The sequence below is a fragment of the Bradyrhizobium macuxiense genome, from assembly GCF_007993935.1.
Taxonomy (GTDB): domain Bacteria; phylum Pseudomonadota; class Alphaproteobacteria; order Rhizobiales; family Xanthobacteraceae; genus Bradyrhizobium; species Bradyrhizobium macuxiense_A.
Window position 1 is genome coordinate 244,424 of record NZ_VITY01000006.1, and the last position, 21,021, is coordinate 265,444.

Annotated in this window: 21 protein-coding genes; 10 read left to right on the top strand and 11 right to left on the bottom strand. The window is 63.7% G+C overall.

What is annotated here, in order from left to right:
• Positions 1–92 precede the first annotated feature (92 nt).
• Positions 93–1,763 (bottom strand): glycosyltransferase family 39 protein, encoded by a 1,671-nt coding sequence (locus FBZ93_RS18115; RefSeq protein WP_146987243.1) that lies wholly within the window; start codon positions 1,761–1,763, stop codon positions 93–95.
• Between the two features lie 567 nt (positions 1,764–2,330).
• Here FBZ93_RS18115 and FBZ93_RS18120 point away from each other — a divergent pair.
• Positions 2,331–3,002, top strand: a complete 672-nt coding sequence (locus FBZ93_RS18120; protein ID WP_146987244.1) for a response regulator — start codon at positions 2,331–2,333, stop codon at positions 3,000–3,002.
• On the top strand, positions 3,002–4,426 hold the full coding sequence (locus FBZ93_RS18125; protein WP_146987448.1) for a sensor histidine kinase: 1,425 nt from the start codon (positions 3,002–3,004) through the stop codon (positions 4,424–4,426). The genes FBZ93_RS18120 and FBZ93_RS18125 overlap by 1 nt, the downstream gene beginning before the upstream one ends.
• Before the next feature lie 78 nt (positions 4,427–4,504).
• Here the strand turns inward: FBZ93_RS18125 and FBZ93_RS18130 are convergent, their stop codons facing one another.
• A complete protein-coding gene (locus FBZ93_RS18130; protein ID WP_146987245.1) occupies positions 4,505–4,939 on the bottom strand; it encodes a VOC family protein in 435 nt (144 codons plus the stop codon).
• Positions 4,940–5,044: 105 nt separating this feature from the next.
• Positions 5,045–6,061, bottom strand: a complete 1,017-nt coding sequence (locus tag FBZ93_RS18135; protein WP_146987246.1) for an alpha/beta hydrolase — start codon at positions 6,059–6,061, stop codon at positions 5,045–5,047.
• 216 nt (positions 6,062–6,277) lie between these two features.
• Here FBZ93_RS18135 and FBZ93_RS18140 point away from each other — a divergent pair, with 216 nt between their 5' ends.
• A complete protein-coding gene (locus tag FBZ93_RS18140) occupies positions 6,278–7,804 on the top strand; it encodes an amidohydrolase family protein (protein WP_146987247.1) in 1,527 nt (508 codons plus the stop codon).
• 141 nt (positions 7,805–7,945) lie between these two features.
• On the opposite strand, the gene FBZ93_RS18145 is transcribed toward FBZ93_RS18140, so the two are convergent.
• The gene (locus FBZ93_RS18145; protein ID WP_146987248.1) at positions 7,946–8,683 is read right to left on the bottom strand and encodes an enoyl-CoA hydratase/isomerase family protein; all 738 of its coding nucleotides are present in this window, start codon (positions 8,681–8,683) and stop codon (positions 7,946–7,948) included.
• Between the two features lie 47 nt (positions 8,684–8,730).
• The gene (locus FBZ93_RS18150; protein WP_050424019.1) at positions 8,731–9,255 is read right to left on the bottom strand and encodes a cupin domain-containing protein; all 525 of its coding nucleotides are present in this window, start codon (positions 9,253–9,255) and stop codon (positions 8,731–8,733) included.
• Between the two features lie 144 nt (positions 9,256–9,399).
• Between FBZ93_RS18150 and FBZ93_RS18155 the strand changes: the two genes are divergently transcribed.
• Entirely contained in the window at positions 9,400–9,615 is a 216-nt protein-coding gene (locus FBZ93_RS18155; protein WP_146987249.1) for a CsbD family protein, read from the top strand.
• 57 nt (positions 9,616–9,672) lie between these two features.
• Here FBZ93_RS18155 and FBZ93_RS18160 read toward each other — a convergent pair whose 3' ends face one another.
• From FBZ93_RS18160 to ggt, 3 genes are read right to left on the bottom strand one after another with little or no spacing between them, the layout of a single operon-like run.
• Positions 9,673–10,680 carry a D-2-hydroxyacid dehydrogenase family protein gene (locus tag FBZ93_RS18160; RefSeq protein ID WP_146987250.1) on the bottom strand — a complete coding sequence of 336 codons (1,008 nt, stop codon included), beginning with the start codon at positions 10,678–10,680 and terminating at the stop codon, positions 9,673–9,675.
• 29 nt (positions 10,681–10,709) lie between these two features.
• Positions 10,710–11,168: an FKBP-type peptidyl-prolyl cis-trans isomerase gene (locus FBZ93_RS18165; protein ID WP_074127875.1), complete on the bottom strand. Its 459-nt coding sequence runs from the start codon at positions 11,166–11,168 to the stop codon at positions 10,710–10,712.
• Positions 11,169–11,203: 35 nt separating this feature from the next.
• On the bottom strand, positions 11,204–12,790 hold the full coding sequence (gene ggt, locus FBZ93_RS18170; RefSeq protein WP_146987251.1) for a gamma-glutamyltransferase: 1,587 nt from the start codon (positions 12,788–12,790) through the stop codon (positions 11,204–11,206).
• A 195-nt stretch (positions 12,791–12,985) separates the two neighbouring features.
• Between ggt and FBZ93_RS18175 the strand changes: the two genes are divergently transcribed.
• Together FBZ93_RS18175 and FBZ93_RS18180 are read left to right on the top strand one after the other, a co-directional pair.
• Positions 12,986–13,738: a rhodanese-related sulfurtransferase gene (locus tag FBZ93_RS18175; RefSeq protein ID WP_146987252.1), complete on the top strand. Its 753-nt coding sequence runs from the start codon at positions 12,986–12,988 to the stop codon at positions 13,736–13,738.
• The gene (locus FBZ93_RS18180; RefSeq protein ID WP_146987253.1) at positions 13,731–13,946 is read left to right on the top strand and encodes a SlyX family protein; all 216 of its coding nucleotides are present in this window, start codon (positions 13,731–13,733) and stop codon (positions 13,944–13,946) included. Before FBZ93_RS18175 ends, FBZ93_RS18180 begins: the two co-directional genes overlap by 8 nt.
• A gap of 30 nt (positions 13,947–13,976) precedes the next feature.
• On the opposite strand, the gene FBZ93_RS18185 is transcribed toward FBZ93_RS18180, so the two are convergent.
• Positions 13,977–14,864 carry a LysR family transcriptional regulator gene (locus FBZ93_RS18185; protein ID WP_246667539.1) on the bottom strand — a complete coding sequence of 296 codons (888 nt, stop codon included), beginning with the start codon at positions 14,862–14,864 and terminating at the stop codon, positions 13,977–13,979.
• Positions 14,865–15,242: 378 nt separating this feature from the next.
• Here FBZ93_RS18185 and FBZ93_RS18190 point away from each other — a divergent pair, with 378 nt between their 5' ends.
• The 3 genes from FBZ93_RS18190 to FBZ93_RS18200 are packed head-to-tail and all read left to right on the top strand — an operon-like array spanning position 15,243 to position 17,650.
• The gene (locus tag FBZ93_RS18190; RefSeq protein ID WP_146987254.1) at positions 15,243–15,656 is read left to right on the top strand and encodes a TadE/TadG family type IV pilus assembly protein; all 414 of its coding nucleotides are present in this window, start codon (positions 15,243–15,245) and stop codon (positions 15,654–15,656) included.
• Position 15,657: 1 nt separating this feature from the next.
• Positions 15,658–17,316, top strand: coding sequence for a TadG family pilus assembly protein (locus tag FBZ93_RS18195; protein WP_146987255.1), 1,659 nt, complete (start codon positions 15,658–15,660; stop codon positions 17,314–17,316).
• Positions 17,317–17,359: 43 nt separating this feature from the next.
• Entirely contained in the window at positions 17,360–17,650 is a 291-nt protein-coding gene (locus FBZ93_RS18200; protein WP_246667540.1) for a hypothetical protein, read from the top strand.
• A 134-nt stretch (positions 17,651–17,784) separates the two neighbouring features.
• On the opposite strand, the gene FBZ93_RS18205 is transcribed toward FBZ93_RS18200, so the two are convergent.
• Positions 17,785–17,970 (bottom strand): hypothetical protein, encoded by a 186-nt coding sequence (locus tag FBZ93_RS18205; RefSeq protein ID WP_146987256.1) that lies wholly within the window; start codon positions 17,968–17,970, stop codon positions 17,785–17,787.
• A 122-nt stretch (positions 17,971–18,092) separates the two neighbouring features.
• On the opposite strand from FBZ93_RS18205, the gene hemE reads away from it, so the two are divergent.
• Positions 18,093–19,139: a uroporphyrinogen decarboxylase gene (gene hemE, locus FBZ93_RS18210; protein ID WP_146987257.1), complete on the top strand. Its 1,047-nt coding sequence runs from the start codon at positions 18,093–18,095 to the stop codon at positions 19,137–19,139.
• A 163-nt stretch (positions 19,140–19,302) separates the two neighbouring features.
• On the opposite strand, the gene FBZ93_RS18215 is transcribed toward hemE, so the two are convergent.
• The gene (locus FBZ93_RS18215) at positions 19,303–20,916 is read right to left on the bottom strand and encodes a GMC family oxidoreductase (protein ID WP_146987258.1); all 1,614 of its coding nucleotides are present in this window, start codon (positions 20,914–20,916) and stop codon (positions 19,303–19,305) included.
• Between the last annotated feature and the right edge of the window lie 105 nt (positions 20,917–21,021).

Sequence of the window (21,021 nt, forward strand, 5' to 3'; positions counted from 1 at the left end):
TATGACGCCCTTCACCCGCGGCCGATAAAGCGGGCGCCGATTACCGCAAGCTTACGGTCGCGATCGTCGCAGCGACTTTCTGAAGCATCCGGTCAGCGGATCACGACGAACAGTCCGGCGCGGCGCGCTGCGGTGGATCGGCTCGCAGCGATATTCGTCTTGGCCAACATCGTTGCGAGGCTTGAAGCTGCGCTGCCCGGCTCGCGAAGCGGCGCCACCAGGAATGCAACCAGGTTTCGCCTGGCGCCTGGAATTCCGAGCAAGCTCGATTGAATGGAAATTTCGCGCCTGACATAGTGTCCGGCCTGCGCCGCCATCCGCTCGGTCCATTCAAGGCAATCATCCTGATCATCGAAGCAGAGTGCAGCCCAGCCGCGCTCCGGCGTCACCTGGCGAGGCAATGCCAATGAATACTGGTAGGCGAAGGGATCGCCATAGTACGGGTGATCGGAGCTGTAGAACGCCACCGCCAGCCCGAGGCTATCGTTGCCTCCGACGATCGACAGGGGCGTCCCCATTTCCTCGTGCCACAGGCGGGTGAGTTTGTCTGCCGCCTGGTGATAAAAGTTTCGTCCCTCCTCATAGCCGTGGCTGTTGCGGTAAAGCGCATGAATCGGGGCCGCGATCACAGCGGCCACGATCGCAATGCCGGCAACGAGGAGCGCTGCATTGACCGTGTAGAAGCGCTCGATCCGGTAGCGGGTGCTGCAAACAATCGGCACGGCAAGCAGGAACAATCCCTGCAGCGCCCATAGCGACGGCAAGTCGGTGCAGAGGAATATGGAGGTGATGAATGGAAGCACGATCGTGCCGACCGCGACGTGCCAGAGCAGCTTCAGGTTTGGATCCGACGACGCCATATCGCGAGACAGGCGCCTGATTCGATAGCCTGCGATCATCACCCACGTCGCGGCGGCCAGACTCACTGCCGCAGCAAGGCCGAGCAGGAAATTGGTGGCGTCTTGCAAAGACGTCAGGAAATCGGCCCGCACATGGGTTGCTGCATAGTAGACGGGCTCCGCGCCTGTCTCGGCCAGCCATTGCAGGTGCGGAAACAGCGCGAGCAGCCCGGCCGCGGTGGAGATCCAGGGCGAACTGGAGGTGAAGTAGGCGCGTCGCAACGGATGAACCATCGCCGACAACGCGAAGCTCGCGACCAGAAAGATGGAATAGTACTTGCCCAACATGGCAAGGGAGGCCGTCAGACCTGCGGCAATCGCCCAGAGCGGCGCCCTGGTTTCAAAGGCGCGGAGGAAGCAATAGGTCGCAAGGGGCCAGACCGCGAGCAACACCGCGTTGGCGTTGAAGCGCTGTGCATGAAATTGATACGCCGGGGTCAGCATGAGCAGGAGCAGCACGAGCAGGCGCTTGTGCCCGCCGACAAACCGCCTTGCAATCAGGTCGACGAACCACAATGCTAGCGCCGCATTCGTCATCGCCATCAGCTGCAACGACCAGTCGGTCAGCGGAAAGGCCGAGGTCCACGCGCCGGTCACCCATCCCATCAACGGCGGGTGCTTGGGATAGCCCCACGCGAAATGCCGTCCATAGGTCCAGGTCTCCAGCACGTCGGGATGCAGGCCAGCGCCGTGATAGGCCACGGCCAGATACAGCGTCCAGATGCTAACGAAGCCGGCGAGCAGCAGTGGTACCGACCACCCTGCTTCGACCCCTTCCAGCCACCGGTCGAACGGGCGGCGCCAACACGCCGGCTGGCGATCCGACCGCTTGGCCATCGCCGACAACGCAAAATCTACCGGCATGAAGCCTTCGTTTTCATATCGCGAACGCCATGTCGGCGACGCTCATCGACATGCTCTTCACAGCCAGCATTACGACAGCCTGACGCGGCTCAGCTCACGTCTCCAGGGTGGCCTCGCCAACGCTGATGGCGGTCATGCGCCGGTAATGCTGATCGATGCCTCTGGCGGATCAATCCCGTCGAGGAGATCCGCATGCAAAGACTCGCCATCATGATGATCATGACGCTGATTGGCTTTGGAGTGCTTGGTGCTCGAAGCCGGCGCCGGTTACGGGGCAGCAGTGGCCGCAGGGGTCATTGACGCCTTGGCGATCGCGTCAGCCGTGGCGGCGGGCCGTCGCGGAAGCGATTGAGCCCGATCGGCGCCATTCTGACGGGCCTTGCACAGGGCCGCCGATCGGGCCGCGACCTCATCGCTCCTGGGATCAAAAAAGCCGGTCAAATCACCAAGAAAATGCCCCTCACATCAACGTATTGAGATGAAAGATCGCACTTTTCCCGCCAGCCGTAATCTTATGGTAATCCGTCCGTAATGGTAGAAGCCGTGTCTCATGCTTGGGAGAATGCGGTGCGAGTTCTGGTCGTGGAGGATGACCCTCAGCTTGGGCCATGGCTGCGGGATACTCTGGGAACGGCCTTCGGCTCATCTGATATGGTCACGACGCTCGAGGAAGGCCGGGCCGCTATTGCCGTCCGGAATTTCGAACTGGTGGTGATCGACCGCGGACTGCCGGATGGTGATGGCTTGGCCTTGCTGCGCGACCTGAAGCAACAGAAGCCGAGCCCCGCGACGATTGTGCTGACGGCGCTTGATGATCCCGTCGATATTGCACGCGCCCTCGACGACGGGGCGGACGACTATGTCGCCAAGCCATTTGAACCGATCGAGTTGGTCGCGAGAGCGAAGGCGGTGCTCCGGCGTCTGTTCCTGGATCGAGGGGCGGTCGTTCGCATCGGCAATCTGAGCTACGACGTCCTCAATCGCGAGGTCTGCGTCGATCACCAGCCGATTGTCGTCCCGCGGCGTGAACTGGCAATCCTGGAAGCCATGGTGCGGCGGATCGGGCGCGTGGTCCTGCGCGAGACGCTTGAAGTTGCTGCCTATGATTTTGACGACGAGATTCAATCGAACGCGATCGAGGCGCATGTTTCGCGGCTGCGTCGGCGCCTCCGTGCGGCCAACTGCAAGATCGTCATCAAACCGGTCCGTGGCCTCGGCTATCTGTTGAGTGGTGAATGATGATGTTCAAGTGGCAAACGCTCAAGCGCATCCATCGGTCGATTGCAGTGCTGTCCGCGACGCTCATCGGCGCCGTGACGACGATCATGCTGCTCTGCGCGGCAGCCTTGCTGATCCGGTTTGGCGGCGACGACGACGGCACCTGGGCCGCGGCCGACGTCGCCGACGCCTTGAAGGCAGCCGTCACACGCAACGAGGCGGGCCAGCTCGCCCTCAAGCACACCTCGCGGCTGGAGGAGATCACCCGCAATTTTCCGACGTTCTGGTATGTCGTCTCCGACAAGAGTGGCGAGGTTAGCTACGGCCCGGTGCCGAAATGGCGTCCACAAAAGACGCTGGCGTCACGTGACGGGACGAGTTTCCTCGCCTATGCGATCGACGGCGAAACCACGAAGCTGAAGAAGATGGCCGGCGTCCGAAACACGCCGGTGGGCGAGGTATGGATCGAAACCGGTGGCGTGGCCTATACGGCAACGCAACTGACGGTCGGAACGCTCACCGATGCGACGATCGTTGCGCTCCCCATCATCCTCGTCCTGGCAGCGACGGCGTTTACTGCCATGGTTTTCGTGCCGACGCTCATCGCGCGTCCCGTTCGGGCCGTCGCCGCGGCCGCCGAGATGATCGACGGAGTTTCAGATGGCCGACGACTGCCGGAAGACAATGCGCCATCCGAGCTCTTGCCTCTCGTCATGGCGTTCAATCGCGCGCTGTCGCGGATCGACACCGCTTCAAAAGCACAGCGAAATTTCCTGTCGAATGCGGCACATGAACTTCGGACGCCTTTGACCAATGCGCGCACCATACTCGAGCAGGTCGAGGACGCTCCGTTGCGTACCAAGCTGATAGCCGAGAACCAGAAGCTGTCGTCGATTGTCACCATGCTGCTGCAGTTGGCGCGCATCTCGGCCGAACCCGCCGAACTGATCGACATGGATCTTGCTGCGCTCGCGCGCAGGGTGGCGGCCGAACACGTGCCGATGGCGTTGAAGAACGGAAGCGATGTCGAGTTCACCGAGCCGCGTCACCCGGTCCGGGTGCGCGGTTCGGAAACCGCGATCGGCGTTGCACTCTCGAATCTGATCCGAAACGCCGTGACGCATGGAAGCGCGGGCGGCTCCGTCCTCATCAAGGTCGAAGCGCCAGCGCGGTTGAGCGTTGTTGACTTCGGATCCGGTCTGCAGCTTGGCCAACCCGAACGTCTGCTCGAGCCCTTCAAGCGTGGAAACACCGGCGCGGAAGGAACTGGGCTCGGGCTTTCGATCGTTTCCCAGGTGATGACCACCCACAACGGCAGTGTTTCCCTCCGCGATACGCCGGGAGGCGGCACCACGGTCGAGCTGAACTTTCCGGCCCTTCCCTGTCAGCCGTCAGAGCTGCCGCAGGGGAGAAAGGCCGCCCACGCCATGACCGACGCTGCCTGAAGCGAACTTCCCTCGCCTCGCGGAAGCGAGGCGAGGGACAATGGCCCACGCCGCCTTGCCTTCATAGGCCCGGCGCGATCAGGCGGTGGCTGCCGCGGATTGCTTCGTCGCGGCCTCGACGTCCATCCACATCACTTCCCAGATGTGACCATCGGGATCCTCGAAGCTGCGGCCGTACATGAAGCCGTAGTCCTGCTTCGGCGACGGATCGGCGGTGCCGCCCGCGCCCTTCGCCTTGGTCACATAGCCGTCGACGGCGTCGCGGTTATCGGCGGAGAGGCAGACCAGCACTTCGCTCGTGGTCCTCGCATCGGCGATCGTCTTCGGCGTGAACTGCCGGAATTTGTCGTGGGTCAGCAGCATGACGAAAATGGTCTCCGAGATCACCATGCAGGAGGCGGTCTCGTCGGAGAATTGCGGGTTCTTGGTGGCGCCGATGGCCTCATAGAACGCAGTGGAATGGGCGAGATTGCTGACCGGCAGGTTGACGAAGATCATTTTGGGATTGGCCATGAGAAGCACTCCAATTGGCGGGGTTGTGGCCCGAGGACGAACCGCATAGCCGCTTCCCGACATCGCTGCGCGAATTTTTCTTGCGGCGTCGTGCCGCAGGCGGCCTCAGGTCACGATCGGCGTCGGCATGGTCAAAAATGCCCGTGTCACATGCCAGAACAGCTCACGATTGGTGGCGAGCGCCACCGAATGGGCGGTGCCGGGCAGGATGATGAACTGGCGGTCGCCATTCGGCAGCTTGTTGAAGAACTCCTCGAGATCAGGGACGGCCGCGATCCCGTCATACTCGCCGCGAACCAGCAGCACCGGCGCCAGCACCTTCTCCGGATGCACCACCGGCAAATTGGCGGTCATGTCGAGATAGGTGCCGGTCGGGATCTGGTCGCCGAACTGCATCTCGACATCGGCCAGCACCTCGATCACGGCGGGGTCCGACGTGCCGGGCCGGTCGCGGGTCGCAATCGAGCGGATCATGTCGCGGTCGCGCTTGCGCATGTTGTGGCTGCGGTAATAGGCAAGCTGCTCGGCGCGCTTTGCCAGTGTCGGCGAGCCCTCGCCCTTGTACGTGAAGGCGGCGAACACCAGCCGGCCGATCCGCTCGGGCGCCGCCATCGCGAAGGCGCCGGCCCGCAGCGCGCCGGAGGATTCGCCGATGAAGTGATATCGCCTCTCGCCGGTCTCGCGCGCGATCACCTCGACCGCGGCCTTGAGGTCCTCGACGCCGCTGGCGATATCCGCATTGCCCGACGTGCGTCCGGACTTGCCGTAGTTCTCGTGATCCATGGTCCAGCAATCGAAGCCATAACGCGCAAACACATTGAGCAGCGAGTACTCGCCCTTGCCCGGCACGGAGAGATCGAACACCCGCGATGTCACGGACGAGCCGTGGACGAAGAACGCCACGGGCCGCGCCGGCTCGCCCGGCTTCGGCGCGCCGATCCGCTTGCGGAACATCCACAAGGGAATGTCACCCTTCTTCGCCCAGTATTCGTTGCTCCATATTTCTCCTTCGGCCGGAACAGCCGTCGCAGCCTGCGCAGGCGCTGCGCCGAGCACTCCGGCGGCTGTTGCAACGCCGATGCCCTTGATGATGGTGCGCCGCGAATGGTCCGAATGCGTCATAGCTCGCTCCCTTCCGGATTTCTTCATCTGATCCGGTGCACCGGAGCATAACAGCGCGCGTGTCCGGTTGCGCGACGCGGGCGTCTCGCGTTTATCGATCCGTTGCACGATTTTGTGAACGCGCATGCCGGCATTCTGCGCGGACGACGGACGGACTTGGTCCTAGTCTCCGCCGCGGTCCGACCGGAAAAATCCGGCGAGAAGCGGGAGCGAAGAATGAGCAGCAACCTCACCGACGACGAACTTGCCGCCTTGATGCCCTCCGAACTGTGCCAGCACCAGACGCCGATCCCGACCCAGATCGTCTCCAGCGACGAGTTCTATCCCGACCCGCAGAACGAACGGCAGCGCGAGGTCGAGGCGCGGCTGCTGGCGATGGCCGACGATCTCGGCGGCAAGCAGGGCCTCGATCGCCGCAGGTTTTTCCAGACCGCGGCCGGCATGGCCGCTTCCTTTGTCGCGATGAACCAGGTCTACGGGGAGTTGTTCGACGTGACGCCGGCGGAAGCCGCAACGCCCGCGATGGCGCAAGAGCGCGCCAACGGGTTGAAAGATCAGTTCATCATGGACATGCACACGCATTTCCTGCGCGACGACACCCGCATCATGGGCTTTGTGGAAATGCGCAAGGCGGTCGGCAAGGCCGGCTGGAATAAGGAGCTCAACGATCACGAGCAGACCATCGAGGATCTGAAGTTCAACAACTACAAGAAGGAGATGTTTCTCGATTCCGACACCAAGATCGCGCTAATCTCCTCGGCGCCCTCGGACATCGAGCAGGACTGGTTCCTGACCAACGAGCAGATGGCCGACGCGCGCAAGAAGATGAACGACGAGGCCGGCTCGCGCCGCGTGTTCTGTCACGCGATCTTCACGCCCGGCCAGCCCGACTGGCTCGACAAGCTGGACGCTGCGCTGGCGCTAAAGCCGGAATCCTGCAAGGGCTACACGATCGGCGACAACACCCACAAGGAGATCAGCCGCTACCCCTGGCGGCTGGACGACGAGAAGGTCGCCTACAAGGGCTATGAGAAGATGGTGAAGGCGGGCATCAAGAATGTCTGCGTCCACAAGGGACTGTTCCCGCCCGGGATCGAGAAGCAATATCCGAACCTGCGCGGCTTCGCCGACGTCGCCGATGTCGGCCGGGCCGCCAAGGACTGGCCGCAGCTCAATTTCATCATCTACCACTCGGCCTATCGCCATGTCGGTGGCGATCCGAAGGTCGCGCTCGCCGAGTTCGAGCGCACCGGCCGCATCGCCTGGACATCAGACCTCGCCGACATCCCGGCGCAGTATGGCGTCAACAATGTCTATGGCGATGTCGGGCAGCTGTTCGCGACCACGCTGGTCGCCGAGCCCAACGTCTGCGCCGCGCTGATGGGCACGCTGATCAAGGGGCTCGGCGTCGACCACGTCTGCTGGGGCACCGACGCGCTGTGGACCGGCGCGCCGCAATGGCAGATCGAGGGGCTGCGGCGGCTCGAGATCCCCGAAATGATGCAGAAGAAGTTCGGCTACGCGCCGCTTGGGCCCGCCGACGGGCCGGTGAAGACCGCGATCTTCGGCGACAACAATGCGCGGCTCTACAACATCCAGCCGAAGCGCGCGATGCGCGACATCAAGGGCGACCGCTTCGCGATGATGAAAGCGCAGTATGAGAAGGCCGGCCCCGAGCCGTCGCACACGCGCTACGGCTACGTGGTGCCGAACGGGGTGATCGATCACCGGGTGTTTGTGTGACGCTCCAGCCCCGTCATTGCGAGGAGCTCGCGACAAAATTGCAAAGCAATTTTGCGCTGAAGCGACGAAGCAATCCATTCATCCGCATGCGCGGAAAGATGGATTGCTTCGCTTCGCCCGCAATGACGAGCAGCCGGAGGTTCACCGTCCCGTAAATCTCGGCTTCCGCTTCTCGCCGAAGGCCTTGACGCCTTCCTTGAGATCGTCGCTGTCCCTGACTTCATCGAGCAGCCGCCGCACGTCGGCGACCGTCTCCAGCGGCCCCTTCGGCATGGCTTCACGGGCGAGCTTCTTCAGCGCGCGGACCACCAGCGGCGCGTTGCCGGCGATCTTCGCGGCCATCTCCTGTGCCATCGCGATATGTTGTCCCTTTGGCACGACCTTGTTGACGAAACCGATCTGCCAGGCGCGCTCCGCCGACATCTCCTCGCCGACCAGCAAAAACTCCATCGCGATCTTGTGCGGCATCCGCGCCATCACCGAGGAGACGCCGCCCGCCGTGGTTCCGATCTTGCCCTCGGGATAAATGAAACGCGTCGTCTCCGACGCCACGCACAAATCGGCCATCTGGACCAGCACGAAGGCCCCGCCCACGACCCAGCCAGACGTTGCCGCAACGACCGGCTTGTCCAGCTCAACGCCCAGACCGGGGACCGCGTGCCACATATTGACCGGAAGGTCGGCCACATCGGCGCCGACCGAAAAATACTTCTCCTCCGAGGAAGCCAGCACCGCGACGCGATCGTCGCTGTCGCGGAAGCGCAACCATGCATCGCGCAACTCGCTGCACAGCGCATTGTTCAGCGCATTGTGCTTTTCGCTGCGAGCCATCGTGATGGTGGCGACGTGATCCGCACTCTCGTAGCGAACGAGCGTCATGCTGGCCTCCCTGTTTGTTGTTCTTTCAACGCGGCCTGGCCGCGTCGTCACTTCTTCTCGTCGGGATGCCGGTGTACCGGATCGACCCACAGCACGTTCTCCGGCTTCTCGACCGGCTCGATATCGAGATTGATCGCGACCGCCTCGCCGTCGGAGCGCACCAGCACGCATTCCAGCACCTCGTCGGGACTGGCATTGATCTCCTGATGCGGCACATATGGCGGCACGAAGATGAAGTCGCCGGGACCGGCTTCGGCGGTGAACTGCAGCTTCTCGCCCCAGCGCATCCGCGCCTTGCCCTTCACGACATAGATGATGCTTTCGAGATGACCGTGATGATGCGCGCCGGTCTTGGCGTCCGGCTTGATGCTGACGGTGCCCGCCCACAATTTCTGCGCGCCGACGCGGGCGAAATTGATCGCGGCCTTGCGGTCCATGCCGGCGGTCGACGGGACGTTCGGATCGAGCTGGTTGCCCGGAATCACGCGGACGCCGTCATGCTTCCAGCGCTCGTCGTCGTGATGGTGATGACCGTGGTCATGAGAATGGGTGTGATCGTGGGAACCGCTCATCGTTCTTGCTTTCGTTGGTCGAGTTTCGTGCCTGGAACGCTACCGAAAAGCGCGCGCGCAGGCGAGCGCAAAATCGGAACATTGCCAATCGGAACATCGCGATGTCCCAGCGCGTTGCGTCAGCGTATTCCGAAGGAGTATTTCATGACCAGCACGACCGACAAGATCAGGGGCAGGGCCAACGAGGCGATCGGCAGGCTCAGGCGACGCATTGGCAAGGCTACCGGTTCTCCGGCGATGCAGGGCCGAGGCGCGATCCAGCAAGCCAAGGGCAAGGGGCAGAAGGCGCTTGGCGGCGCCAAGCGGATCGTCAGAAATGCGCTCAAGAGAGCGACCACAGCGGCCCACTGGCCTCGCTGAACGATAGACGAGACGGCCACCCCTTCAGGCCGGCCGTGTGAGCATCAGCGACGCTCGTCAGCCGCGCGGGCGCGGATGTGTCAACACATCCGGATGTGCGAGCACATCCGGATTGACCACATTGGTCGGCGCACCGGCGGCATAGGCCACGATCTGATCGAAGATGTCGGTGAACTGGATCTCGTATTCGTCGCGCGAGACGTAACCGAGATGCGGCGTGCAGACCACATTGTCCATGTTGAGCAGCGGATCCGAAGTGTCGCGCAGCGGCTCCTTCTCGTAGACGTCGATTGCGGCCATGCCGGGCCGGCCGGCGCGCAGCGCATCGGCCAGCGCGCCCGGCTCGATCAGCGGCGCGCGGCTGGTATTGACGATCAGCGCGGTGTCTTTCATCCGCGCCAGGTCTTCCGCCTTGACGATGCCGCGCGTGGCGTCGACCAGCCGCATATGCAACGACAGCACGTCGCAGCGGGCAAAGAAATCGGCCTTGCTGGCCGCGGTCTCGTAGCCGTCGGCACGGGCCTTCGCCAGCGCGCCCTCGCGCGCCCACACCAGCACGTTCATGCCGAACGCCCTGCCGTAGCCCGCGACCACCGCGCCGATGCGGCCGTAGCCGTAGATGCCGAGCGTCTTGCCGCGCAACGTATGGCCGACGCCGATCTGCCATTTGCCGGCCTTCAGCGCCGCCATCTGTTGCGGGATCGCGCGCATCGCGGCGAGGATCAGGCCCCAGGTGAACTCGGCGGTGGCGTAAGACGGCGTATCCGCATGCTGGCTCGACGACACGATGATGCCGAGCCGCGTGCAGGCGTCGATGTCGATATGCGGATAGACGCTGCGCTGGCTGATCAGCTTCAGCTTCGGCAGCCGTTCGAGCAGCGGCGTGCGGATCTGAGTGCGTTCGCGGATCAGGACCAGCGCGTCGGTGTCGCGCAGCCGTTCCGCGAGCGCGTCGACATCCTGGACATGATCGTTCCAGATCGTGACGTCGTGGCCGTCGAGCTTGCGGAAACAATCGAGGGTGCGCAGCGTGTCGAAATAATCGTCGAGGATCGAGATCTTCATCGCTGCGCCTCCCCTTTGCCGGGTGCCGCCTATTTCACGCCCAGCAGTTCGACATCGAACATCAGCGTGGCGTTCGGCGGGATCACGCCGCCGGCGCCGCGCGCGCCGTAGCCGAGGTTCGGCGGGATGATCAGCGTGCGCTTGCCACCGACCTTCATGGTGGCGACGCCCTCGTCCCAGCCCTTGATCACGTGGCCCTGGCCGATCGGAAACTCGAACGGCTCATTGCGATCGACCGAGGAGTCGAATTTCTTGCCCTTCTGGCCGTTCTCGTAGAGCCAGCCGGTGTAGTGCATGACGCAGGTCTGGCCGGGCTTCGGCGAGGCGCCGGTGCCGACCTTGCTGTCGATGATCTGGAGGCCTGAAGCTGTGGTCATGGGCTTTCCTGCGGTTTGGGCCGTTGCCGGACCGCCGGCAACGGACGTGGAGACTGCCGCCGCAAGGCCGGCGAACGCAGTCCTGATGATCGTGCGTCGTGAAGATTGCATCCGGGACGTCCTTCCTTGATTGATATTGATCGCGATCAGTAGCCGAGCGCGCAACCGTCCTTGCGCGGATCGGAGCCGCCGGTCAGCGTGCCCTTCTCCCAATCGATCCAGATGCCCTGGCCGCCGCCGAGCGGCGCGACCACGCTGGTGGTCTTGTGGCCGATCTTCTTCAGACCTTCGACGATCTCCGCCGGCACGCTGTCCTCGAGCTGATAGACGCCCTCGTAATGCAGGCCGCGCGGCATGTCGATCGCTTCCTGAATGTCACAGCCATAGTCGAGCATGTTGGTCAGCACATGGGTCTGGCCGACCGGCTGATACTGCCCGCCCATCACGCCATACGGCATCACCGCACGGCCGTTCCTGGTGGCCAGCGCCGGGATGATGGTGTGCAGCGGGCGCTTGCCCGGTGCGATGCAGTTCGGATGACCGGGCTGGATACGGAAGCCGCCGGCGCGGTTCTGCAGCAGGACACCGGTCTTGTTGGAGACGATCGCCGAGCCGAACGAATGCGCGATCGAGTTGATGAAGGAGCAGACGTTGCGATCCTTGTCGACCACCGTGATGTAGACGGTCGACGGATTCATCGGCGGTGCGACGTTCGGCAGTTCGAGCAGCCGGTCCATCCGGATGTTCTTGATGTGCTCGTCGGCGAATTCCTTCGAAAGGATGCCGGCGACATCGACATGGGCGTGCTGGGGATCGGCGATATACTGCTCGCGCATCATATAGGCGATGCGCGCGGCCTCCGCCTCGAGGTGGAAGCGCTCGATGCTGAGCGGCTTGAACTTGGTCAGGTCGAAGCGCGACAGGATGTTGAGCATCACCAGCATGGTGATGCCCGGGCCGTTCGGCGGGCACTGCCAGACGTCGTAGCCCTTGTACATCGTGCCGATCGGCGAAGTCGCCTCGGTCGAATGCGCCGCAAAGTCCTCGAGCGTATGCAGGCCGCCGATGCCGCGCAGCGTGTCGACCATGTCGGCGGCGATCTCGCCGCTATAGAAGGCGTCGCGGCCCTTCTGCGCGATGGCGCGCAGCGTCTTGCCGAGCTCGGGCTGACGGATCACGTCGCCGGCGACCGCAGGCTTGCCGTGCGGCAACAGATAGCGCTCGGTGTTGGTGCCGTTCTTCAGCTTCTCGAAGCCGTTCTTCCAGTCGAAGGCGATGCGCGGAGCGACGACATAGCCTTCTTCGGCGGCCTTGATCGCGGGCTGCAGCAGCCGGTCGAAGCCGAACTTGCCGTGATCCCTGAGGATCAGGTCCCAGGCATCGATGGCGCCGGGAATGCTGACGGCATGCGCCGAGGTCAGCGGCACCGAATGGATCTTGCGTTCGAGATACCACTCGGCGGTCGCCGCCATCGGCGCCCGGCCGCTGCCATTGTAGGCCGTGATCTTGCCCTCGCCCCTCGGCTGGATCAGCGCAAAGCAGTCGCCGCCGATGCCGGTCGATTGCGGTTCGATGACGCCGAGCAGCGCGCAGGCCGCGACCGCAGCATCGGCGGCCGTGCCGCCCTCGCGCATCACCTCGATGGCCACCAGCGCCGCCTGCGGATGCGATGTGGCAACCATCGCGTTCTGGGCGTGGACCGTGGAACGGCCGGCGAAGTGGAAATTCCTCATAACGGAGAGCTCGCTTGATCGTGATGGGCTGATGCTGCTGCGGCGGATGGGTGCCAAAGGGATAGCAAGGGGATGGAAAGTACATGGCACATTCATCCCCGGCTGAGCAATGCCTGGCATGCCAGAGGGATTATCCCGGTAATGCATGGCTTTGCGGGGTTACGCCGACCTGGCCGGCCTGATAAACCGCAGGCCATGCCGCTCAAGGTCGCCGCCTTCTACCAGTTCGCCGCGCTACCCGACTTCCGCGCGTTGCGCGAGCCGCTGCGCGCGCTCTGCGCGGGGCTCGATCTCAAGGGCAGCGTGCTGCTCGCGCATGAGGGCATCAACGGCACCATCGCCGGCAGCGACGAAGCGATCGATGGCTTCGTCGCCGAACTCAGGCACGGGCCGCTGTTCGGCGGCCGGCTCGACAATCTCGAGCTGAAATTCTCCGAGGCCGCGCGGATGCCGTTCCAGCGGCTCAAGGTGCGGCTGAAGAAAGAGATCGTGACGCTCGGCGATACCACGGTCGATCCGACGCGGCAGGTCGGCACCTATGTCGACGCCGCCGACTGGAACGAACTGATCGCCTCGCCCGACATCATGGTGCTCGACACCCGCAACGCTTTCGAAGTCGCGATGGGCAGCTTCGAAGGCGCGGTCGATCCCAGGATCGCGAGCTTTGGACAATTCAAGGAATTTGCCGCGCGGCACCTCGATCCCGAAAAGCACCGCCGGATCGCAATGTTCTGCACCGGCGGCATCCGCTGCGAGAAGGCGAGCGCCTATCTGCTCGCGCAGGGCTTCGCCGAAGTCTATCACCTCAAGGGCGGCATCCTCAGATATCTCGAGGAAACGCCGCAACAGGACAGCCGCTGGTGCGGCGACTGTTTTGTGTTCGACGAGCGTGTCGCGCTCGGCCACGAGCTGCGCGAGCGTGGACGCGAGGACGGCACGCATGAATGATGTGGCAAGACTGAGCGAACGGATCGATGCGCTGGAGGTCCGCCTGACCTATCAGGACGAAGCCATCGAGACGCTCAACCAGACCATCACGGCGCAATGGAAGCAGATCGACGCGTTGACGCGCCAGCTCGCCGAGCTGCGCGACCGGCTTCAGGAGGCCGAACGCCAGGCGCCGAGCCCCGCCAACGAACGCCCACCGCACTACTGATCGGCGCCGCCGCAACGCGGCGACACCGGACTACATGTTGCTCGCCTGACGCATCGGCTTGGCGCCGCTGAAGAACAGGCTGGACAACCGCTGCACCATTGCCGTCGCGCGGCTGCCCTCGAGGCCCGGGCGAACGCACAGCAGGCGCTTCTGAACCGGAAGCTCCGGAAGATAATAGTCCTTCGCCGAAATCAGCGAGGACGGGATCATCCGCTCGGGGCACGCCGTCAGGCCGTATCCGGCCCGTGCGGCCTCCAGTCGCAGCTGGTGGTTCGGGCTCCTGAACACGATCTTGTATGAGATGTTGTGCTTGGTGAGCGTCCGGATCATCCAGTCGTCACCCGGCCATGCCAGGATCGGGATCGGAGCACCCGGCCGCAGGACAAAATCGCGTGATCGCACCCACACCGAGCGCTCGTCGGCCTCGGCGGCGATCGTCACCTCGTCTTCGTTCTCAAGCGAGGGATTGCTGTAGACGAAGGCGATGTCGATGTAGCCATCGATCAATCCCCTGATCACGATCGGCGACATGTCGGCGTGAACCAATACGTCGGCGAGCGCGTCGGCGGGATGCAGCTTGAGGAATTCCTCGGCGAGCATCGTGCTCATGCCCAGCCGCAACGGCTGCGGTCCTTCATGATTGCCGCCGAGCCGAAGCAGTTGATCGTTCGCTTCGAGGATGCGCCGTGCCTGCTGCACGGCAACCTTGCCGAGCTCGGTGGTCGTGGTGCCGTTTGCCGTTCTGACGAAGAGCGCGCCACCGATCAGGCTCTGCAGTCGTTTGACCTGCGAACTGATCGCCGGCTGACTGAGGCCGAGACGCTCCCCGGCTTTCGACAGGCTGCCTGTCTCCGCTATTGCAACGACGGTACGAACGATTTCAGTAGGAATATTCAAATGCTGACGTGGTCTGTGCATCGCGAGCCCTCCAATCTCAGCACGGGACGCAATTCCGATCTCTAAAGTATGTGATTTAGCTATACTAACATTTGGTTGCACTTTCGTTTAGCTGCAATTGCCGCCAAGGCACTGATAATGCAGCCTATATGTATTGTTACGTGCATTGCTATCCATACCGCGGTATCCGACAACTGTGCCTCCGCACGCCGCAATACCTCTGCAGCATCACACCCCGGGTTTTTGCGGATATCGCATCAAAAATTCTGATCGCCCCATAACGCTTCACTGACCCGATAAGTCTGAATTGACGTCCCTGATTCGCGAAAGCGTTTTCATAGTTTTCCTTAATCAAAGCCTCGCAACGTGGCCTCGTAGATTGCGTTTCGAGGTGTTGTCATGACCAGGTTATTTCGCTGTCGAAGCGGCGCTTCTGCTGTCGAATTTGCGCTGATGCTGCCGCTGTTCCTCGCCTTCATTTTCGGCATCATCGTATTCGGTTCGTACCTTGCGATGGTGCATGGCGTTCAGCAACTCGCCGCCGAAGCGGCGCGGTCGTCGATCGCCGGAATGACCGACACTGAACGCAACAGCCTCGCAACCAGTTACGTCACCGCCAACGTATCGACCTATCCACTGCTCGTTCCCGGCAATCTCACCGTCAATGCCGCGCCGTCGGCATCGAACGCGAACGTCTACATCGTGACGCTCAACTACAACGCGGCCGGCAACTTCATCTACAAGCTGCCTTTCGTGCCGGCGCCTGCGAGCACCATCGTCCGCTCCGCTGCGATTCAGTATGGGGGGTTCTAGGATGAGCGGCATCCTCACGCTGATGCGGCGCTTCGGCGCCGACGAGCGGGGAAACTTCGCGATGATCAGCGCCGGCCTGATGACGCTCGTGATCGGGTGCGCCGGGCTTGCCATCGATCTCGGCACGATCTTCGCCGATCGGCGCAAGACCCAGAGCACCGCCGACCTCGCTGCGATCGTCGCCGCCGCCAATCTGAGCAATCCGGTCAATGCCGCCTCCGCGACGGTGACGCAGAACAACTATCCGGCCAGTGCGCTGGTCAAGGTCGAGACCGGGACCTACACCGCAAGCAGCGCCATCGCGCCACAGGCCCGTTTCGTGACCCCGGCGGCCGGACTTCCGAACGCCGCGCGCGTCACGCTGACGACCCAGACCCCGCTCTACTTCGCGCGCTACATCACCGGCGCGAGCAGCTTCAACATCACGACGACCGCCACCGCGACATCGACCGAAATGGCGACATTCGCGATCGGCTCGCGGCTGCTCTCGGTCAACGGCGGCGTGATCAACGCGCTGCTCGGCTCGATGCTCGGCACCACGCTGTCGCTCTCGGTGATGGACTACAATTCGCTGATCAGCGCCAAGATCGACGCGCTGGACTTCCTGTCGGCGCTGGCAACCCGGATCAACCTGACCGGCGTCACCTATAGCGACCTCTTGAGCAGCAACGTCAAGGTCGGCGATTTGATGGCGGCTGCGCTGACCACCCAGCAGATCACCAATGGCGCGGGCGCCGCGACCACCGCGCTGTCGACAATCTCCCAGGCCGTCACCGGCTCCTCGACCAAGGTTTCGCCGGGTACCCTGATCGACCTCGGGCCCTTCGCGAACCTCACGGTAGGGCAGAAACCGAAGGTCGGCGCCAGCGTCTCTGTGTTCGACCTCGTCAACACGGTGGCGCAGATCGCCAACGGCAGCCATCAGATCGCAAGCTCCGTCAATCTCGGCCTGCCCGGCATCGCCAACGTGTCGGTGATCGCGACGATCGGCGAGCGGCCGGTCGGCTCGAGCTGGATCGCGATGGGCACCCAGGGCGTGAGCGTGCACACCGCGCAGACCAGGATCCTGGCGACGGTCAATGTTCTCGGCTCCGGCAGCATCGCGTCGATCAATCTGCCTGTCTATGTCGAGGTCGCCTCAGGGACCGCGACGCTTAATGCGGTGTCCTGCGGCCATCCGAACATCAACACCTCGCAGGTCACCGTCGGCGTGACGCCGGGCATCGTGGATGCCTGGATCGGCAACGTCACGGTCGCCGACATGACCAACTTCGCGACCAAGCCCAATCCGCCGCCGGCGACGCTGGTCACCGTGCTGGGGATCCCGATCACGGGCCTCGCCCATGTCGGCATGGGCAACACCACGCCGACCAACGTCAATTTCAGCTACAGCGACATCCAGGCAGGGACGAAGAAGACCGTAACGACGACCAACTTCCTCACCTCGCTGACATCAAGCCTGCTCGGTGACCTCACGCTCAACATCGCGGGCATTCCGATCCCGGGATTGGGCGCGCTCGTCATGAGCATCCTGAACGGCGTGACGAGCCCGATCGATCAAGTGCTGGCGTCCCTGCTCTCGGCCCTCGGCATCGGGCTCGGCCAGGTCGACGTCTGGGTGCTGGGCATTCGCTGCGACGGCGCCGTGCTGGTGAACTAGAGCACGATCGCGACCGGGCATCACACCGGGGTAGGAGACGGCGGTGAGTACAACAATAAGAAGGTACAAGATCGACAGCCAGCGAACGGCCTTGATGAAGCGCGGCTTGATCTTCTTCCGCAACACCAGCCTCGGATGTCTCGTACTCAACATCTCGACCGGAGGGGCGGGACTTGCGGTGGACAGCGACGCCACACTCCCGTTCGCGTTCGACCTCGAGATCGAGAGCGAACCGATCCGGCGGCACTGCATTCTGGCCTGGCGCCTGGAGCGCCGGCTCGGCGTGAGCTTCGAATTCGACCGGATGCTGCGTCCCGAAGCCGGCCCGATCTAGTTGATCGCGACGCTCACATGATGCGGCATCACGGCGATTGCGCGGCCCGCGTCGAACCGCCACGACGCGGCGGTTCGTTCCAATATGATTGAGCTGATTTCGCGTCGTGGTTAGCAATCGCTGGGATATACCAGCTAATTGTCGCGATTGCCGTCGTGCTTCGACGGCGCCGGCTGCGTGGCGCTGACCGGATCGGACGCCGGGAAGGTATCCTCCAGACCCTCCTTCAGCCGGGAGCGCGCCTTGCGCTCGGCGGCCTTGGCCTCGTGCGGCTTCTCGGCATGCTTGTCATGCGCTGCAGGATCGAATTTGTCGGCCATGTCGTCCCTCCCTTCTCCGGGGGCAACGCGCCCACGCAAACAGGGGTTCCAGAACCGCCTTGGCCCGCTGCGCCGCAGCGTGTATCAGGGGCCAAATTTTGACCGAGATCAGGAACTTTCGCGTGCCCCAGGATCCCACCAAGAAGCCGCTCATCGACCTCCTGTCGGGCCACCGGCAGGCCACGCCGCCGCTCTGGATGATGCGGCAGGCCGGCCGCTATCTGCCGGAATATCGCGAGCTGCGCGCCAAGGCCGGCGGCTTCCTCGATCTCTGCTTCACGCCCGAATTCGCCACCGAGATCACGCTGCAGCCGATCCGCAGGTTCAACTTCGACGCCGCGATCATCTTCTCCGACATCCTGGTGATCCCCTATGCGCTCGGCCGTTCGGTACGTTTCGAGGCCGGCGAAGGACCCCGGCTCGATCCGCTGGCGACGCCCGGCGAGATCGCAACGCTGGCGACGCAGGCCAATTTCGACCAGCTCGAGCCGGTCTTTGAAGCCCTGCGCCGCGTCCGCCGCGAGCTTGCGCCCGAGATCGCGCTGATCGGCTTCTGCGGCGCGCCGTGGACGGTTGCGACCTACATGGTGGCCGGACAGGGCACGCCGGACCAGGCACCGGCGCGGATGCTCGCCTACCGGCATCCGGATGCGTTCGCCAGGATCATCGACGTCCTGGTCGAGAACTCGATCCACTACCTCGTCGGCCAGCTCAAGGCCGGTGCCGATTGCCTGCAGATCTTCGACACCTGGGCCGGCGTGCTGCCGCCGCGCGAGTTCGCCCGCTGGTCGATCGAGCCGACGAAACGCATCGTTGCCGGCGTGCGCAAGCAGGTCCCCGGCGCCAGGATTATCGGCTTTCCGCGCGGCGCGGCGGGCATGCTGCCGGCCTATGTCGAGCAAACCGGCGTCGATGCCGTCTCGATCGACTGGGCAGCCGAGCCGTCGATGATCCGCGAACGGGTGCAGAGCCGCGTCCCCGTGCAGGGCAATCTCGATCCGCTGGCCCTGATCGCCGGCGGCGCCACGCTCGATCGTGCGGTGGACGATGTGCTGGAGAATTTCGGCGCAGGGCCGCTGATCTTCAACCTCGGCCACGGCATCCTGCAGGAGACGCCGATCGCCCATGTCGAGCAGATGGTCGCACGGGTACGCGCGTATAAGGGGTGAGGCCACGTAGCCGACTCCGTCGCCGTCACCCTGAGGAGCGCGCTCTTGCGCGCGTCTCGAAGGGTCGACGGCCCGAGTCTCTCCGAGCCGCAAGAGCGGGACCGTGCATCCTTCGAGACGCCGCTTCGCGGCTCCTCAGGATGACGGGTTCGCTACTGCCGCGTTACCGCGCATCCTCCAAAATCATGTCGGACGCCTTCTCCGCGATCATGATCGTCGGCGCGTTGGTGTTGCCCGACATCAGGTCCGGCATAACCGAGGCATCGACCACCCGCAGTCCCTCGATGCCGCGCACCTTGAGCCTGTTGTCGACCACCGCGAGCGGATCGTTGCCCATCCGGCAGGTCGAGGTCGGATGATAGACCGTGCTGCCGGTGCGGCGGCAGAAATCGAGCAGATCGTCGTCGCTGACCACCTTGGCGCCGGGATCGACTTCGTCGACCGAGTATGATTTCAGCGCCGGCGCGGCCAGGATCTTGCGCAGGATGCGGATGCCGTCGATGAAGGCGCGGCGATCGGTTTCGGTCGCCAGGTAATTGATGCGGATTTCCGGCGGCACGCTCGCATCCGCGCTTTTGATCTTCAGCGAGCCGCGGCTCTCCGGGCGCAGCTGGCAGACCGACGCTGTGAAGCCCGAGAACGGGTGCAGCTTCTCGCCCATTTTGTCGGTCGAGAATGGCAGGAAGTGGATCTGGATGTCGGGCGACGCCAGCCGCGGGCTGGTCTTGAAGAACGCACCCGAGGTGCCGGCCGCGATCGTCAGCGGCCCCTTGCGCAGCGCCGCATAGCGCAGGCCGGCCATGACGCGGCGCACCGGATTGTTGACGACGTCGTTCAGCGTCACGGTCTGCGCACAGCGCGTGACGATGCGAACCTGCATGTGATCCTGCAAATCGTTGCCGACGCCGGGCGCATCGAGCACGATCTCGATGCCATGCTGCTTCAACAGATCGGCAGGGCCGACGCCGGAGAGCTGCAGCAGTTGCGGCGAGTTGTACGCGCCGCTCGAGACCAGCACCTCCTTGCGCGCCTTGGCCGTGCGCAATTGCCCGTCCTGCTTATACGCAACACCGTTCGCGCGCTTGGCGTCGAACAGGATGCGCTGCGCCAGCGCCGAGGTCTCGACGCGCAGATTGCCGCGCGTCAACGCCGGCCGCAGATAGGACCGCGCCGTCGACGCGCGGCGGCCCCGCCGCGTCGTGGTCTGGAAGAAGCCCGCGCCCTCCTGGGTCGCGCCGTTGAAATCCGGATTGGTCGGAATGCCGACCTCAGCCGCGGCATGCACGAAGGCTTCCGAGAGCGGATCGTGATGGCGCCAGTCCGACACCGGCAGCGGACCGCCCGCGCCGTGATACTTGTCGCCGCCGCGCTGCTGATCCTCCGCCTTCCTGAAATAGGGCAGCACGTCGTCATAGCCCCAGCCGGCATTGCCGCGCTGCCGCCAGCGGTCGTAGTCCTCGTGCTGGCCGCGCACATAGAGCAGGCCGTTGATCGAGCTGGAGCCGCCGAGCACCTTGCCACGCGGCTGGAACACCTGCCGCCCGTTCAGACCAGGCTCGGGCTCGGTCTGGTACATCCAGTTGACGGATTTTTCCTTGAACAGCTTGCCGTAGCCGAGCGGGACATGGATCCAGATGTTGGTGTCCTTCGGCCCGGCCTCGAGCAGCAGCACCGAATGCTTGCCGTCGGCGCTCAGGCGATTGGCGAGCACGCAGCCGGCGGAGCCGGCACCGACGATGACGTAATCATACTCGGCCGCATCATTGTTATTGTTCACTGGTTTCCCCCGGAATTTCTTTGTTCCGGTGGTACAGACAAAGCGCTGCCTTGAAAAGGCTAGAGCTCCATTCCGATTTGATCGGAACGGAGCTGTCGCTTTTTG

Bases quoted from the DNA above. Each gene is read 5' to 3' on its own strand.
- FBZ93_RS18185 (WP_246667539.1), bottom strand. From the start codon at position 14,864: ATGCACAGACCACGTCAGCATTTGAATATTCCTACTGAAATCGTTCGT.
- FBZ93_RS18190 (WP_146987254.1), top strand. From the start codon at position 15,243: ATGACCAGGTTATTTCGCTGTCGAAGCGGCGCTTCTGCTGTCGAATTT.
- FBZ93_RS18130 (WP_146987245.1), bottom strand. From the start codon at position 4,939: ATGGCCAATCCCAAAATGATCTTCGTCAACCTGCCGGTCAGCAATCTC.
- ggt (WP_146987251.1), bottom strand. From the start codon at position 12,790: ATGAGGAATTTCCACTTCGCCGGCCGTTCCACGGTCCACGCCCAGAAC.
- FBZ93_RS18140 (WP_146987247.1), top strand. From the start codon at position 6,278: ATGAGCAGCAACCTCACCGACGACGAACTTGCCGCCTTGATGCCCTCC.
- FBZ93_RS18180 (WP_146987253.1), top strand. From the start codon at position 13,731: ATGAATGATGTGGCAAGACTGAGCGAACGGATCGATGCGCTGGAGGTC.
- FBZ93_RS18150 (WP_050424019.1), bottom strand. From the start codon at position 9,255: ATGAGCGGTTCCCACGATCACACCCATTCTCATGACCACGGTCATCAC.
- FBZ93_RS18125 (WP_146987448.1), top strand. From the start codon at position 3,002: ATGATGTTCAAGTGGCAAACGCTCAAGCGCATCCATCGGTCGATTGCA.
- FBZ93_RS18160 (WP_146987250.1), bottom strand. From the start codon at position 10,680: ATGAAGATCTCGATCCTCGACGATTATTTCGACACGCTGCGCACCCTC.
- FBZ93_RS18115 (WP_146987243.1), bottom strand. From the start codon at position 1,763: ATGCCGGTAGATTTTGCGTTGTCGGCGATGGCCAAGCGGTCGGATCGC.
- FBZ93_RS18195 (WP_146987255.1), top strand. From the start codon at position 15,658: ATGAGCGGCATCCTCACGCTGATGCGGCGCTTCGGCGCCGACGAGCGG.
- FBZ93_RS18145 (WP_146987248.1), bottom strand. From the start codon at position 8,683: ATGACGCTCGTTCGCTACGAGAGTGCGGATCACGTCGCCACCATCACG.
- FBZ93_RS18205 (WP_146987256.1), bottom strand. From the start codon at position 17,970: ATGGCCGACAAATTCGATCCTGCAGCGCATGACAAGCATGCCGAGAAG.
- FBZ93_RS18135 (WP_146987246.1), bottom strand. From the start codon at position 6,061: ATGACGCATTCGGACCATTCGCGGCGCACCATCATCAAGGGCATCGGC.
- FBZ93_RS18175 (WP_146987252.1), top strand. From the start codon at position 12,986: ATGCCGCTCAAGGTCGCCGCCTTCTACCAGTTCGCCGCGCTACCCGAC.
- FBZ93_RS18165 (WP_074127875.1), bottom strand. From the start codon at position 11,168: ATGCAATCTTCACGACGCACGATCATCAGGACTGCGTTCGCCGGCCTT.
- FBZ93_RS18155 (WP_146987249.1), top strand. From the start codon at position 9,400: ATGACCAGCACGACCGACAAGATCAGGGGCAGGGCCAACGAGGCGATC.